Annotated in this window: 9 protein-coding genes and 1 pseudogene; 7 read left to right on the top strand and 3 right to left on the bottom strand. The window is 68.5% G+C overall.

The features are described 5' to 3' along the window. The first annotated feature begins 53 nt into the window (after positions 1-53). The gene (locus OG293_RS37505) at positions 54-374 is read left to right on the top strand and encodes a transposase (RefSeq protein WP_406003201.1); all 321 of its coding nucleotides are present in this window, start codon (positions 54-56) and stop codon (positions 372-374) included. Positions 375-2,240: 1,866 nt separating this feature from the next. Here the strand turns inward: OG293_RS37505 and OG293_RS37500 are convergent. Both OG293_RS37500 and OG293_RS37495 read right to left on the bottom strand, forming a co-directional pair. Further along, positions 2,241-2,384: pseudogene (locus OG293_RS37500) on the bottom strand (IS5/IS1182 family transposase); the annotation flags it as partial. A gap of 115 nt (positions 2,385-2,499) precedes the next feature. Then, entirely contained in the window at positions 2,500-4,140 is a 1,641-nt protein-coding gene (locus tag OG293_RS37495) for a flavin monoamine oxidase family protein (RefSeq protein WP_406003200.1), read from the bottom strand. Between the two features lie 730 nt (positions 4,141-4,870). On the opposite strand from OG293_RS37495, the gene OG293_RS37490 reads away from it, so the two are divergent. Further along, positions 4,871-5,746 carry a helix-turn-helix domain-containing protein gene (locus OG293_RS37490; protein WP_406003199.1) on the top strand — a complete coding sequence of 292 codons (876 nt, stop codon included), beginning with the start codon at positions 4,871-4,873 and terminating at the stop codon, positions 5,744-5,746. A 123-nt stretch (positions 5,747-5,869) separates the two neighbouring features. Here OG293_RS37490 and OG293_RS37485 read toward each other — a convergent pair whose 3' ends face one another. Further along, entirely contained in the window at positions 5,870-6,808 is a 939-nt protein-coding gene (locus OG293_RS37485) for a C1 family peptidase (RefSeq protein ID WP_406003198.1), read from the bottom strand. A gap of 1,222 nt (positions 6,809-8,030) precedes the next feature. Between OG293_RS37485 and OG293_RS37480 the strand changes: the two genes are divergently transcribed. The 5 genes from OG293_RS37480 to OG293_RS37460 all read left to right on the top strand — a co-directional run bounded on the left by OG293_RS37480 (position 8,031) and on the right by OG293_RS37460 (position 15,351). Further along, complete coding sequence (locus OG293_RS37480; RefSeq protein ID WP_406003197.1) at positions 8,031-10,163, top strand: TRAP transporter permease; 2,133 nt, start codon at positions 8,031-8,033, stop codon at positions 10,161-10,163. After that, the gene (locus OG293_RS37475; RefSeq protein ID WP_406003196.1) at positions 10,160-11,161 is read left to right on the top strand and encodes a TAXI family TRAP transporter solute-binding subunit; all 1,002 of its coding nucleotides are present in this window, start codon (positions 10,160-10,162) and stop codon (positions 11,159-11,161) included. The genes OG293_RS37480 and OG293_RS37475 overlap by 4 nt, the downstream gene beginning before the upstream one ends. Positions 11,162-11,622: 461 nt before the next feature. Continuing rightward, positions 11,623-12,738 (top strand): FAD-dependent monooxygenase, encoded by a 1,116-nt coding sequence (locus OG293_RS37470; protein ID WP_406003195.1) that lies wholly within the window; start codon positions 11,623-11,625, stop codon positions 12,736-12,738. A gap of 842 nt (positions 12,739-13,580) precedes the next feature. Then, entirely contained in the window at positions 13,581-13,733 is a 153-nt protein-coding gene (locus OG293_RS37465; protein ID WP_406003194.1) for a hypothetical protein, read from the top strand. Between the two features lie 121 nt (positions 13,734-13,854). Further along, positions 13,855-15,351 carry a UDP-N-acetylmuramoyl-L-alanyl-D-glutamate--2,6-diaminopimelate ligase gene (locus tag OG293_RS37460; RefSeq protein WP_406003193.1) on the top strand — a complete coding sequence of 499 codons (1,497 nt, stop codon included), beginning with the start codon at positions 13,855-13,857 and terminating at the stop codon, positions 15,349-15,351. The last annotated feature ends 8 nt before the right edge of the window (positions 15,352-15,359 follow it).

Here is a 15,359-nt window from a genome sequence, read left to right as displayed (position 1 = left end):
CCGCAACCACCCGCAACCGCAGGTCCTCCTGCGCAGCAGGCGACAGACGACGCATGTCCCGATCCTCGCTCACACCCACCAACGACCAGGAAACCCACCAGCGCGGCGGCGTGACCACCAAGCTGCACCTGGCCGTCGAACCGGGCCAGAAGCCCATGTCCATCGTGGTCACGGCCGGGCAGCGGGGCGATTCCCCGCGGTTCGAGCCTGTCCTGAACAAGGTCCGTGTCCCGCGCCTTGGGCCGGGCAGGCCGCGCACCCGGCCAGATCGCGTGCGCGCCGACAAGGCGTACGCCTCCCGGAAGAACCGCGGCCCGCGCGGCGGCCGACCGCCGAAGCTCGACCTGAGACACCCGTCGCACCCTGCCCGTTGACCATTCCTCAGCGCGTCTCTGAACTTGCAGGGAGAAGCACACCGAGGAAGGTCACTTGAGAAAAGTTCCGGCGGGATGCGTATGACTGAGCAACTGAACGATTTTGCGCGGTCTCGGTTCGCCGGGGCATCGAGGAAAGGACATGCTCGATCGTTCAGATGCTTATCTGATCACCAGAGACGCGTCGGTTGCCCGTACCCGGTCACTTCGGGCGTGTCGGCTGAGGAGGACTGTGATGCGAACCGACCCCATCGAACCGCGGGGAGAACACCGTTCGGAACCCGACCTCGGCCGTTCGATCACGGAGGCTTTCCATGACATTCTGGACGCCCTGGACGCCGCACGCACCGAGCTGCGCACAACCGATGTCTTTCTGCAACACAGGCTCAGCGGGCCCGCGCTGGGGACGAGTCCGCAGTCCCCGCCCCTGCCTCACACCGTGTGGCGGGACGACCACGGCCGCAGTCGCCCGCCGTCTCTGCCCGATGTCGCGCCCACCGAGTCGTCGCGCGAATCTGCTTCCGGCGTCGAGAACTGGGATGCGTTCCGGCCGCGGAAGGAGATGAGCCCGGCGTCCGGGGAGCGCACCACTGTTTCGGAAGCAAATGCCGTACAACCACTGTGGGCCCGTGGGACGCAGCTTCAGGACACCAACTCTGCAGCTGCCGTGGGAGCATCCGAGCGCGCGGACCGAACAAGAGGGTCAGATCCGGGCAGTTGGTCCTCGCGTCGAGGTTCCGTCCCTCTCCGGTCGGCCTGGGACATGCCTCCCACAGGCGAGGCAGTCCAGTTGGACCGAAGGAGCGACACGCCTCAATCGAGCAGCGACACCGAGCAGCAGAATCTCACCGCGTCCGGCAGGGGGGTCGAATGCAACGCACTGCCAGAGGCCGACCTTCCGCTGGCGCAGCCGAGTCGGCGCCGGACCTCAGGCCAGTTCAGCAGGTCAACACGCCCCGTGGGCAAGGCCGGCAAGCTCGCGGGAGCCTGCGGGATCGGCGTGGCAGGAAGTCTCGTTGTCGTCGGTTGGATGCTGAGCAGTGACGGCACGTCATCATCACCATCCTCGCTGCCCTCGGACGACCCGAGCCCACAGCTTCCCGGCGCTGGCGGACACGCTGGGACGCCGAACCCGGGCGATGCCGCGGCGCCGCTCCCCCGCACACCCACTCCGCGGGACCAGCAGGGGCAGAGGTCACCCACTCCGGAGGACCAGCAAAGGCACTGGTTCTCGCATACCCAGCACAATGGCTACCAGCCTGCTGGGGACTACGGCATCACGATCCAGTCAGGTTCGGCCAGGTTTCAGGATCCGATGGACTCCGGTCGGCTTGGCCAGGTTTGTCGGCCTGAGGCTCAGAGCGATTCGCTTCCCGCACGTTTCCCTTCGGCTCCATCGGCTGCCAACACCACGCCGACATCCGCTCCCTCCCCTTCCGCGACTCGATCGCCGCGCCACCAAACAGGCGAGGTCGGGACACCGAGCCAAGCCGCCACACCTGCCTACCACAACGCACCGGGGCCGACGGCGGAGAAGACGCAGGCGAACACTGCGCCCGGGCAAGGGCAGGGGACGCCGGTCAGCCATGAGAGCAGCAGTGACGAACACGTCGGTGCGGGCCAGCAGGACCCAACTCAGCAGACGGGCACGGCACAGCCGACCGAGGGCGTCGAGCCCGTCGAATCACACCAACAGGGCTGGTCCGCGCGTCCGGCACCCTCGCCGGAGCCTTCTGGCGGGACGGGGGCGTGGGCAACGAACGGAGCTGTTCCGGACTGAGTCCGGCCTGCTGGACGAGGGTCGCGGCCAGCCTCACTCCGGAAGTCGACGGTGACGCCGCCGGGCGGTTCCTTCTGCAGCTCCCCTTTCCTCGCCCGGGCGGCGTGCTGGTGCGCCCGGCACACCGTGGAGTCGACGTTGATGTCCCAGGTAATCAGCCCTTTCGCGTCGGCCTGGGCCTGGAGCGCGGTGAAGATCCGATGCCAGGTGCCGTCCCGCTGCCGCCGGTGCAACAGGTCCTGTTCAAGATCCCTCAACCGAGACCTGGCTCACCCGTCCACAACCTCCCAGGACAGAACACCTAGCTGGCCCGTGTGTGCAGGGTCCCGCTCCCGGAGACAGGTCCTAGACGAGACCCTGCGTGAGGAAGGTGGCGTCGGGGACCTGGACCGTGTCCGGTGCAGTACGTGGCAGGAGGCCGAGGACTTGGGCGACGACGTACTGTGCCGACATCATCGCGCCCTCCTGCCAGCCGGGCAGCGGCGACGCCTGGTCGCCGACGACGTAGAAGCTTCCGTTGCCCTCGGGCTCGAGGAGTTGCTTGTAGGCGACCATGTGGTCCGAGTCGGACGGGTCCCAGTCGGCCCAGCCGCCCAGCTGGTGGGGCACCTTGTGCCAGGCGATGCTGACTCCCAGCTCGGACGGCACAGTGCCGCGGTCGTTGAACTCCCGGTGCAGCTGAGCCGCGCCCTCAAGGGCGAAGCGCAGCCGGTCGGCGGGCTCACGCTTGCCCAGGCTGAGCGCGTTCTCGCCGAAGTTGTACGCCCCCGTGAGGGTGCCCGTCCCCGAGAAGTAGTCGTTGGACGGATACCACACCTGGGTGATGGGATGGTCGGTCCAGCTGATGCCGCCGTAGATCTGGTTGCGGTCGTCCTCCCAGAACCGCCGGTTCGCCTGCCAGCCGACCTTGCACGTCGGCGCGAAGCCCACCAGTCCGACGGAGTGCCGGAACTCCGGTGAGAAGCCGGTCAGCGTCAGATCCTTCAATACCGGCAGCGGGATGTTGCTCACGCAGAGGTCGGCCGTCTCCGTGCGAGTCTGCCCGCGCTGAACGTACTTGACCTCGACCCCGTTGTCCGTCAGCTCGATGCCGGTGACCTTGGCTCCCAACTCGACGGCGACGTCGTACCGTCCGGTGATCGTCTTCGTGAGTGCCTCGACGATCTTGTCCATGCCGCCGACCGGCTGGAACATCGTGGCTTGCCACAGATGATCGACCGGCTGGTAGAAGGGGTAATCCCAGAACTCGGAGGCGACGAGGTCGGCGAGGGCCAGCGGGGGTGCTGCGGGGGTCGGGAAGTCGTGCACGTCCACCGGCTCGGCGTAGCCGGAGCGGGTGGACCCCTCGTACTTCCCTTCCTCGTCGAGGTCACCGAACTTGCGCAGCAGGTTCCGCAGCAGTTCGGACTGCTCGTCGTCCTCGTCGAGCGTGGCGGACAGCAGCGCCGCGATATGGCCCCGGGTGTCGTTGGCGATCCGCCGGTTGCGCCAGGGCGCGCCGGGCGGGGTGTGTCCGGCGCGGTGCAGGAGGTTCGCCGTCGTCTCCATGATGTACGGCTCCAGCTCGACCCGAAGCTCGGAGCAGTACCGCAGGACACGGCGGTGATGGTACGGAATGCGCCCCGGGCCGAGGTTGAGGTACAGGCCGGGGTCAAAGTCGACGGTGTGGGTCAGTACCGAGGCGCCGGTGTCGTCCAGCTCGTACAGTTCGTCGCCGCCTCGGGCGGTGCGGTTGCGGCCGCCGGTGCGGAGCTGAGGTTCCAGGACCGTGCACCGGTAGCCGAGCCTGCTCAGTTCGTAGGCGGCGGTCAATCCGCCGACGCCCGCCCCCAGGATCAGGACGGACCGCATCTCCCCGGCCGCGCGCGGTGCGGCGGTGAAGTCCAGCGGGGCACTGACACCAGAACTCAGCGGCCCTGCCAAACCGGACATCGCGTGGTACAGGCCCAGCGCGCTCCGGTCGACATCGCTGTTCTGCTCACTCATGGCTCACCTCTCGATCAGACGGGCGAGCTCTCTCTCGGCTCCGCGGACACATACCTGGCGGAAGCCTTGGCCCATTAATTGCCGCACACATATGCAGAGAACCAGCCCGTGGAAGGGTTCTGCCCGGAACGGCGCCTCGGACTCCGACCGTCCAGGCGAGCGCACGAGACGGACGTTGACACGTGACCGGCGTACGCCGACACGGATCGGAGACTGGCGCGTGCCAGCCCGAAGGCCGGGACGCGCCACCCGGATGCAGCGCCGCCTGACGAGGGCGTAGCGTGCCGGGGGCCGTACGGAGGTGTGCCCAGGACGACGCTCTTCAGATCCCTTCCGTGCCGTTCGTCGGGCATGGCGGGAAGCTAGCGGAAACCTGAACTGGCCTGCGAATATGCCTGAGTTGGTTCAGTCAACACACCTTCACGGTCCTCGGCTCACAGAACCGGCGACGCCGAATGCGCCCGGAATCCCGTGGCTTGATCGGGCAGCCATGGGGTGCCGAGGGCCTGCGGACTGGTGGGCGAAATCCGGAGCCCCGGCGATAGGGTGCCGCTACGGCGGTCCTGCCCGGCTACCGGCCGTCGTTTACTCGTATGAGGAGGCGACAGTGCCCGGTTCCATTGCGCGTCATTTGATTGAGCTGGGCCTGCCCTTGGACGCGGCACGGGTCTACGAGGTACTGCTGGACGCCGGGTCGTGCACCCGGGCGCACATCGCGGAGAGGCTGGGTATGTCCCGCGATTCGCTGTATGCCGCCGTCGCGGAGCTGCAGGGTTTTGCCATGGTGAGCTGTCCGGCCGAGGGTGATGGTCCGCTGGCTCCGTTGGAACCCACCGCAGGGCTGAGTTTTCTCGCGCTTCGCCGGCAGGCCGATCTCGCCGTACGGGAGAATGCCACGTGCGACGCATACGGTACTTATCGCAGGAATTTCGGTATTCCGGCCCCGTCGGCCGTGGAGATCGTGGCGGCAGGGGACGTACAAATCCGCGTCGCCGAGCTGGAACGCAGCGCGGTGCACCGCATACGGACCTTCGACACTCCCCCCTACGGCGCTCCCACCATCGAGAACGATATTGAGACGGCGAACTTGGCGCGCGGGGTCTCGTACCAAGTTCTGTACGTTCGTTCTGCCATTGAGAACGCACAGCGCTATCAGCGTAATGTCCTTCCCTGCATTCTCGCGGGGGAGGAGGCGAGAGTACTGCCCGAGGTCCCCGCGAAAATGATGATCGTCGACGATCGTCTTGCCCTCGTCTCGCTGACGGACTCCGAGGCCGACGCCCACCACAGCGCGCTTCTCGTGCGCTGGTGCAGCCTTCTGCCCGCCCTCACCGCCCTGTTCGAGATGTACTGGCGCAGTGCCACTCCCTTCTCCGCCGACGAGCGGCCCGCGCTGTCAAACAGGGGCGCGGAGCGGCTGCGCCCCGTGGAACGCCAGCTGATCAGTCTCCTCGCCGCCGGAGTGACGGACGAGGTCGCCGCCCGCAACCTCGGTGTCAGCAGGCGCACCGTCACCCGCCACGTCGAGCGCTTGATGGACCTCACGGGTACATCGAGCCGGTTTCAACTTGCGCTGAAGGCCAAGGCCGCCGGGTGGACGCCGTGAGCAGGTCCACTCGGTTCAGCGAGCGGTCACGGGCCCACGCATGCCGCCGGAAAGGCCCTGCTGACCTGGGCACCGGGGGCGGTGCGGGCACATGGCCCGTGCCGCCCCCGGTGCAAGGATGAGTTACTGGACCAGCCTGCCGAGCGCGTTGGCGTCCAGGGCCAGGTTGGTCAGGAAGCGCCAGGGGAGGGTGGCGAAGCCGCCGTGACCCCACCCGGTGCCCCAGGAGTTCTCGATCTTGACGCCCTGACTGTTGTAGCCGACGATGGTGACCTCGTGGCTGGGCCGCCCCTGCCTCTGCCACGAACTCACGTCGGCCGGGGACGGGTAGTAGGTGTAGGTGTCCGCCTGCTGGGTGTTGAGCCTCCCGAAGCCGTCGTAGTACGGGATGGAGACGATGACGGGTTCGCCATGGTTGAGGGCGCTCTGGACATCCGTTGTGATGCTGGTGCCCGTGCGCAGCGCGACGTGACCCGATAGCCTCCAGCGCGCGGCGTTGGCCCGCTGGCTGCTGGTGGGCTGGGTGGTGTAGTCGTAGTCGCCCTGCCAGTAGTGCGAACGGGCGTCCACGCCCTGACGCTCGGCTATGGCGAGCGTGGCGGACGGGTATGTGCCTATGTTCTGGCCGCGCACGAGCTGGGAGTAGGTGTACATCGGGGCCTGGGGGCCGCCGGATATTCCCTGTTCGTTCTCCAGAATGCTGAAGGCCGAGTGGGCGATCGCCCACGACACACAGGAGTTGACCGAACCCTGGTTGCCCGGACTGGCGGCGTAGCGGGACAGGTCGACGCCGGCCGACGAGGGCACACGGCCGGCGGTCACCGCGGCCGCGTGAGCGGTCCCGGTGACCGGTGCGATGGCTCGCAGAGCGGACGAGATCTGCGCGTGGGACGGCAGTTTGCCCGTGCGGCGGTCGGGCAGCGCTCCGAGCCCGTGGTGCTGGCGGGCCTCGGTTGAGACTCCGGGGTGGGGGTCGGCCGCGTGCGTCGCCGGGGCGGCGGTGAGGGTCAGTACGACGCTGCCTGCGGCGGCGATCAGCAGGGGAATGGACTTCTTCTGCACGTGGACTCCGAGGGGGGAAATGCCGCAGGGCGATGTCGACCCAGGGCGGCTGCGGTTTTCCGGAGAGCGACTTTCTTTTACAACGCGCTTTCCGGCAGCCGAAGTTGTAGCAGTCGTGGCGTGTCCACGGCAAGGCTGCGACATTCTCAAGTGCGGAATTATTCCGAGGAGTCGACCCGGCATGCAGGTGGCGGCCGGTATCGCGCTTTGACGCAATTGCGCCGCTGACGCTTTTGGTCTTCCGGATCGCCGGGTGAGGAACGTACAAAGAGCTTCTACGCCCGGGTCGTACCGCGAACGGAAGACCGTGACCGGCCCTGCCGAAGGACGTGAGCAGCGTTTACCGAAGCGAGGTGACAGCCATTGCCGTATGACCTGTCGGCGCCAAGTCCCGGGCACTCATTCTTGTTCCGCCCGGGTACGGCCAGGGCTGATTCAAAGGCATGGTGGCCATGCGGGTTCCCGGGCCAGGTGATGGCAAGGACGTCGAGTGGTCGGGTGAAGGGCTCGTAGGACGTCGACGCCCAGGCCGGCGGCGATGCTGGGGTGCCCGCTTGCGCGGAGGGTGTTGATCGCCAGGTGTCGGAGTGAGGTTCCCCCGCTGTGCGGGAGGGGCGCGTCCGGAGGCATTGAGGGTGATCTCCTCTTGAGAGCCGCCGTGGCCAACGGGGCCTTCACAGAGGTCTCAAGGGAAGCCAACTGGGCTGGGGACGCGTCGACCGGGCCAGTGGTGGCGGTGCCGGCTGGCCAAGCCGCGCGGCGGGTCCCGCACGAGCGACTGGGGTGGTCGGCGGCTCAGCCGTCAAGGGGCCGATGGCGGATTCGTGGTGCCGACTCCCGGTTCGCCGCAATCGGCCGCGGACCGGGCGCTGCTCCAGACCATCCGCGGCTGCAGACGCGCGATTTGGGGGCCGATTCGCTCTCCGCGCACCTGGATGCTCCAGGGGCACCGACGGCAGCCATGCGGAAGCAGCGTAGGTCGCTACCTCATGGGCGTCGGCCCGCCCAGCGATGCTGCCGACGCCGTTCAGGTCGGCAGGGGCGCGCCTTTGAAGGTCACTCACCCGAAAAGAGGTGACCGAAACCATGGCCCCGAGGCCGAAAAGTTCACGGTTATCGCCTACTCCTCGGTAGACGGCGGGCCGGGCGCTCTGCTGGCATGTGCGTTGCGCCTCAAGATCGCTGGAAAATCGCTCCCCGCGCCAAGACCAGCCTTCTGGTCGTGCACCTTTCCCGGAACACCAGAAAAGAGAACACGCCGTTGCCGCCCCAGCCGACCGTCGAAGAGCTGGTTGCCGAGTACGAGCAGGAGCGGCCGATGCGGCGGCACTCGCCCGTCGTCGGTGCCGTGGTGTCAGCGGTCTGCGCCGCGCTTTCGGTCTTCGCACTCTGCACGGTCTTCTTTCCGCTGGAGGAGGGTTCCCAGTACTACGTCACCGTCTTCCTCGCCGTGGCGCTGCCGCTCTGTTTCCTGACGCACCGCGCGGGTTTGCGCACCGCAGCCCTCCGGCTGCCGTGGCGTCGCGCGACAGGGGCGGGTCTGAGCGACCCGGGGGACGGCGCCGGCGTCGACAGGCCCCGTGGCGACGATCCGGGGGTCGTCGACTGGGTGCTGGCCGCGGTCGCGGTGGTGGTCTGCGGGTATCCGCTCCTCGACTTCGACGGCTTCCTCGAGCGGCGGCAACTGCCCACCGTTCTTGACACCGTCGTTGCACTGGTACTGCTCCTGCTGGTCCTCGAGGCGTGTCGGCGGACCACTGGGTGGGTGCTGCCGGTGTTCTGTGCGGGCTTCCTGCTCTACGCCTACTACGGGGGCCTGCTCCCGTACGAGTGGTCGCTGGCGCACGGCGGCCTCGATGTGGACGCGATCCTTGCCAACCTCTTCATGGGCGCCGACGGGTTCTACGGGATGCCACTCAAGGTGGCGGCCGGTTACATCGTCCTGTTCACGCTCTACGGAACCGTGCTGGAGCTGTCGGGAGCCGGGAGGTTCTTCATCGACGTGTCCTTCGCCGCGTTCCGCGGGTCCCGCAGCGCACCTGGCCGCACCGTGACGGCTGCGGGCCTGCTGATGGGCACCGTCTCCGGTTCCGGCACCGCAACGGCGGTCAGCCTCGGCTCGGTGGCGTGGCCGTTGTTGCGCAGGGCCGGTTACTCGCCGGAGAAGGGCGGGGGTGTGCTCGCCGCCGCGGGGATCGGGGCGATCCTGTCGCCTCCCACTCTGGGGGCCGCCGCCTTCGTCATCGCAGAGTACCTACGGGAGAGCTACGTCACGGTGCTGATCTACGCCACCGTGCCGACGCTCCTGTACTACCTCGGCATTCTGCTGGCGATCGAGATCGACGCCCGCAAAAGCCTCAACGAGACAGTGGAGGGCGAGCGCCGATCGCCTTGGCGGCTGCTTGCCAGGTTCGGTTACCACTTTCTGTCGCTCTTCCTCATCGTCGGCTTCATGGCGGCGGACCTGCCCCCCTTCAAGGCGGTGGTCTACGCGACGGCGGTGCAGTTCGCGCTGTCGTTCCTCGACCCTGCCCACCGGATGACCCCACGACGGCTGTACCAGGCGCTGGCGCAGGGCACAAGGTCGGTGCTGCCGGTGATCGCCACGTGCGCCGCGGCGGGGATCATCGTCGCCGTCGTCACCGAGACCGGGCTCGGCCTGAACCTCGCGTCGATCATCGTGGACGCTGCGGGCGCGCTCGGCAACGATCCGGTCGTGAAGCTCACGCTGACGGCGCTCTTCGCGGCTGTCTCCGTCTCGATCCTCGGACTTGCCGTGCCGGTGACCGCGTCGTTCATCATCTCCGCGGTGATCATCGCACCGGCGATGACCTCCCTCGGCGTCACCGCCCCGGAGGCGTACATGTTCATCTTCTACTACGCCGTGCTGTCCGAGGTGACCCCGCCCACGGCATTGGCCGCCGCGGCGTCCGCGGCCGTCACCGGCGGCAGTCCGATCCGGACGATGAACGAAACCTGGAAGTATTCCCTGCCCGCGTTCTTGATCCCGTTCTCGTTCGTGCTCACCGACAATGGCGCCCATCTGCTGGGCCAGGGATCTTTCGCGGACATCGCCTGGGTCACCTGCGTCTCCGCGCTCGCGGTCGCCGCACTGGCGGCCGCCACCGGCGGCTGGATGCTCGGGCCGAGCACTCGGGTCGAACGTGGCCTCTGCGCTGTCGCCGCACTCCTTCTGCTGTACCTCGAGCCCGTCTCGCTGATCGCCGGCTCGGCGCTCTCGGCGGTCGCGCTCGCCATCCATGTCGTCCGCCGTCGCCTGGCAGCGCGAATACGCTGCGCCGCGGAGGGGGCCACTACTGAAGTTCCTCTGATGAAAGGCAGCTCCACCCCATGAACATGCGTCCTCGTGCCCTGGGACTTGCCGCCGCGGTTGCGGCCCTGGTCCTCACTGCCGCCGGTTGCGGCGGAAAGCAGCACGACCAGCACGACCAGGCCGACAAGGGTGCCGGCGGCGGTCGGATCACGATCGCGACCGGCAATACCACCGGGGTCTATTACCAACTCGGTGGCGGTCTGGGCAAGCTGATCTCGGACAACATCGAGGGCTACCGCGCCACCGCGACCGCCACCGGCGGCTCCGTGCAGAACATCCAGGGCGTCGTCGCGGGCGACTACGACATCGGCTTCTCCCTCCTGGACACCGCCGGCGACGCGGTCCGCGGCAAGGGTTCCTTCACCACCCGGCAGCCGGTGGAGGCGCTCGCCCGGCTCTACCCGAACTACACCCAGGTGGTCGTCCGGGCCGACTCCGGAATCAAGTCGCTGGCGGACATGAAGGGCAAGCGCATCTCCACCGGAGCGCCCGGCTCCGGCACCGAGGTCATTGCCAAGCGTCTTCTCGCCGCCGGCGGGCTCGACATGAACAAGGACGTACGGGCACAGCGCCTGCAACTGCCCGAGACCGTCGACGCCATGAAGGACGGCACGGTGGACGGCCTGTTCTGGTCGGGCGGCGTGCCCACCGCGGGAATCACGGACCTCACCACCACGCTGGGCGGCAAGGTGCGCTTCCTCGACATCACCCCGCAACTGTCGGCGCTGCGCAAGGAGTACGGCGACGTCTACCGGCGGGGCACGATACCGGCCTCCGCCTACAAGCAGCCTGGCGACATCCCGACCGTGATCGTGCCCAACGTGCTGCTGGTGAAGAAGGGCTTCGACCCGGAACTGGCCAAGAAGATCACCAATGTGCTCTTCGACCACCAGTCCAATCTGGAGCAGGTCAACCCGGCCGCCAAGGAGATCAGCGCCAGCGACGCTCCCAACACCACGCCGCTGCCCCTGAATCCGGGCGCCAAAGCCGCGCTGGCGAACCGAACCGTCATGGCCTGAGCCCCGCCTCGGGCCAGTGCGGGGCGTCCGGCCAACGCCCTGCACCACCGACACGCTGTGTCGGCAGCGGGTGTCTTTCCGAACGTGGCCGCTGCTCTTGGGCTGGTCAGGCATGAACCCGGCTGCCCTGCCGCAGAGACGGCACATCGTGTCGCCTCTGCGGCGGGGGCGGCGAATGCCGTCGGTGAAGGGATGGCGGGAGGAGCGGGAGTTGACTGCCTGGCAGCGGGTGGAGTTGCCGCGGGATGACGTGGACCGGCCGCTTGCCGCACTGGTGGATGCGGATGCCGTCTGGAAAACCCTCGGCGCCGCCGCCCCGGCCGGTGCCCGCGTTCCCGTACAGGTCCGCGAGGCAATCACACACCAGGGGCGCCAACGCACGTCGCCGGCCTGTGCGTTGACCCCGAGCACGAACCGTGCCGTAGCCATGACACACACGAAAACCCCTACCGGAGAGGCGCATGCCCACTCACCTCGAAGTCCTTGTGGTCGGGGCCGGTATCGCCGGACTGGCCGCCGCCACCGAGCTGCACCACCGGGGGATGTCCGTCGACGTCATTGAGCGCTCCTCCCACCCTCGTGCCACCGGCGCCGGACTCTTCCTGACGGGAAACAGCGTCCGCGCGCTGAACGCGCTGGGTCTTCGGGACCACCTCGCCACGTCGGGAGCGCCACTCCCCAGTCAACGGCTGCAGAGCCACCGGGGTCGGGTGCTGGCCGACATCAGCACGGCGGACCTGTGGAGAGGCACGGCCGATTGCGTGGGAACCACTCGCGCGGCGCTGCATGCGGCTCTGCACGACATAGTGCCGGTGCCCGTCCGGCATGGCGTCACGCTGCAATCGCTCAAAGAGTCCGGCGACGGGGTGGACGTCGAGTTCATTGACGGGAAGACCGGCCGGTACAACGTAGTGGTCGGAGCGGACGGCATACGTTCGAGCCTACGGGAGTACGTCGACCCGGCTGCCGCTACGCGCTACCTCGGGCAGGTCTGCTGGCGCTTCCTGACCGATGATGCCTCCGGCATCGACCGGTGGACAGTGTGGCTCGGCCGCGGGACGGCTTTTGCGGCCTACCCCGTCGGCCGGGGCCAGGCGTGCTGCTATGCCGACGTATCCGCCGCCTCGCCACAGGACCCCACGGACGGAACGGCCCAACTCTCACCCTTCTTCTCCGGCTTCGACCCGCGTGTACAGGACCTCCTGGCCACGCCCGCCGCCCGCGCGGCGTACGCCTCACCAGTGGAAGAGGTGAGCTGCGGAACATGGACGTCCGGGCACGTCATGCTCGTCGGCGATGCCGCCCACGCCAGCTCGCCCAACATGGGGCAGGGCGTCGCCATGGCCGTGGAAGACGCCCAAGTCCTCGCCGACACACTGACCGCCGAGGGACACATCCCCGACCTGCTCCAGCAGTACGTACAGCGCAGGCTCCCCCGGACCAGATGGGTGCAGCGGCAGACCCGCCAGCGCGACCGCACCAGGTCCCTGCCCCCCGCCGTGCGCAACTTCGTGCTCCGCCACGGCGCGCAACGCCTCTACGAACGCGCTACCGCGCCACTGCGCGAGCTGCCCTGAGCGCACCATGCCCGCACTCTCGCCTCAGATCAAGGCGTACTGTGGGAACGGCTCGGAGGCGCGCAGCACAACCTCAGAGGCGATGGATAGAGCCCAGCGAGCCGCAACTACGCGCGGTCATTGTCAATGGCATTGCGGATTTACCCATCCGCTGTCAATAAAACGGCTTCACTGACAACGGAGTTGTGGTTCCTCGATCAGCGGGAACGGGTGATCGGGCGGGGCAGCAGGTTCCGTAGTAGTCCGGCAGTCCCGGGCAGGACATCGGCGGCGTTCCAGCAGGACGTGACCGCCCTCGCCCAGGACATCGCACGCGAGGGCACAACAGCGGTGGGGCGCCTCCGGCCTCGAGACGGTGATTGTCGACCGTCTCGACGGCCAAGAGCACCAACTCGCGCTCGGTATCTGGTGCAGAACCAGAAACAACGCCGCCACAGTTCACCGAGCCCCGGCGTGCCGCCCTCGCCGGCCGGGCACCGAATGGGTGTGACAGGACGCCGAGCATGCGCAGTGCGTTTAGCCTTCGGCGGCAGGCGAGCGCGGGCAGGGGCGAGCGCTGCCTGCGGCGGATCCGACGTCCCCGCCCCGCCGGCCCCGCATCACCAGGCTGCTCCCGCCCTTGCGATGGAGCCCGCCGCGCCCGGCCTGCCCCGCGACGGCTGGACGGCGACCGCGAGCGATCATCCCGCGATGCCAGGGCGCCGCGGTCGCCGCCGGGAAGCGCCACGGGATGCACACGGCCGCGGTCATGGTGTCGACACCGGCCGATGTGTGTGTCGAGTGGCAGGGGACCGCGCCCGGCCAAGCGCAGCGTTCCGCTGGGTGGGCCGTACACTCGGCCCATGGGTCGCACACGTTCCTCGAGGCAATGCCTGCAGCAGGCCGCCTCCGGGATGCGCCCGGCCGCCGGGATTCCGACAGTCGTCGACCCGGCCGACGCGGCCCTCGCCGCGGCGCCCGAGACCCGCCGTACCGCCCTGCACGGCCACGGCTGAGCGCTTCGCGCCTCCGTCTCCTCCGCTCCACATCACCACAGCAGCTTCCCGGCATGCCGTCGGCGCTGCCGCCTGGCTATACGGCCGCACGCCCGGGCCGCGCCTCCTCGAAGGGATCATTGTGAAGCTGAGCGAATTGCTGGCCGGGCAGGAGCACCACGTACTCCAGGGTGATCCGGACACGACGCTGATCACCGCGGGAACCACGTTCGACGCCGACCGGGTGACGCCGGGCTCCCTCTTCATCGCCGTACCCGGACACCGGGAGGGCGGCCCCGGCTCCGTCTCGCCCGCCCTGGCCCGGGGCGCCGCCGCCGTACTCGTCGATGGCAGTGAACCCGCCCTGCCGGCCGCGGTGTGGCCCCCGGGCACCTGCGCCGTCCGGGTACCCGACGCGCGGACGGCCGCCGCGGTGGTGACCTCCCGCTACTTCGGCGAGCCCGGGCGGCAGATGGACATGGTGGCGATCACCGGCACCAACGGGAAGACCTCCGTCTCGTACATGGTCGAGTCCGTCCTGCGGATCGCCGAGGGCTCCAGGGTGGGGGTGATCGGAACCGCCGGAAGCAGGATCGGCGACGAGCTGATCCCCATGCCGCGATCGGTGCTGACCACGCCGGAATCTCCCGACCTGCAGTACCTACTGGGGTACATGCGCGACCGCGGGGCGGCCGGCGTGGTGCTGGAGGCCACCTCGATGGCGCTGCTGACGCACCGGGTGGACCGTACGTTCATCGACGTCGGGGTCTTCACCAACCTGACGCAGGACCATCTGGACGACCACGGGACGATGGCGGACTACCGGGACGCCAAGCTGCGGCTCTTCCAGGGCCTGTGCCGGCGTGCGGTGGTCAACGCCGACGACCCGGTGGGCGCGGGCATCGTGTCGATGATGCCAGGTGCCGTGACCACGTACGCCCTGGACCGCCCGGCTGACTACCGGGCCACCGACCTCGTGGTGAGTGCCTCGGGCACGCGGTTCACCCTCCACCACGACGGTCGCGCCTACCCGGCCTCGATCCCCGTACCCGGCCGGTTCTCGGTGGCCAACGCGCTGGCCACGGTGGCAGCCTGCCACGTGCTGGGGCACGAGCTGGGCTCCCTGGTCGACGCGCTCGACCGGATGCCGCCGGTCCCGGGCCGGCTGGAACGCTTCCGGACTCCGCTGGGCACGTCGGTGATCGTGGACTACGCCCACTCGCCGGACTCCCTGGACAAGGTCCTGACCACCATCCGCGGCTTCGCCCGCGGCCGGGTGATCACGGTCTTCGGCTGCGGCGGGGACCGCGACACCACCAAACGGGCCGAGATGGGCCAGATCGCCGGTACCCATTCCGACCTCTGTGTCCTGACCTCGGACAACCCCCGCAACGAAGACCCCGAGGCCATCCTGGACCAGGTCTCCCCCGGCCTCACGGCGACCGGCACTCCCTTCCGGCGCTACGCCGACCGCCGCCAGGCGATCGCCTTCGCCCTGTCCGCGGCGGGCCCCGACGACACGGTCCTGATCGCCGGCAAGGGCAGCGAACCGCACCAGATCGTTGGCGAGGAGCTCCTCCCCTTCAGCGATATGGCCACGGCACGCGAACTGGCCCAGACCAGGTGTGTTGCCCTGTGAGGTTGGGG

Origin of the sequence: Streptomyces sp. NBC_00829, from assembly GCF_045161795.1 — a bacterium.
Taxonomy (GTDB): Bacteria; Actinomycetota; Actinomycetes; order Streptomycetales; family Streptomycetaceae; genus Streptomyces.
Note: the sequence above shows the minus strand (reverse complement) of the source record. Positions and strands in the feature narration are given on the sequence as shown.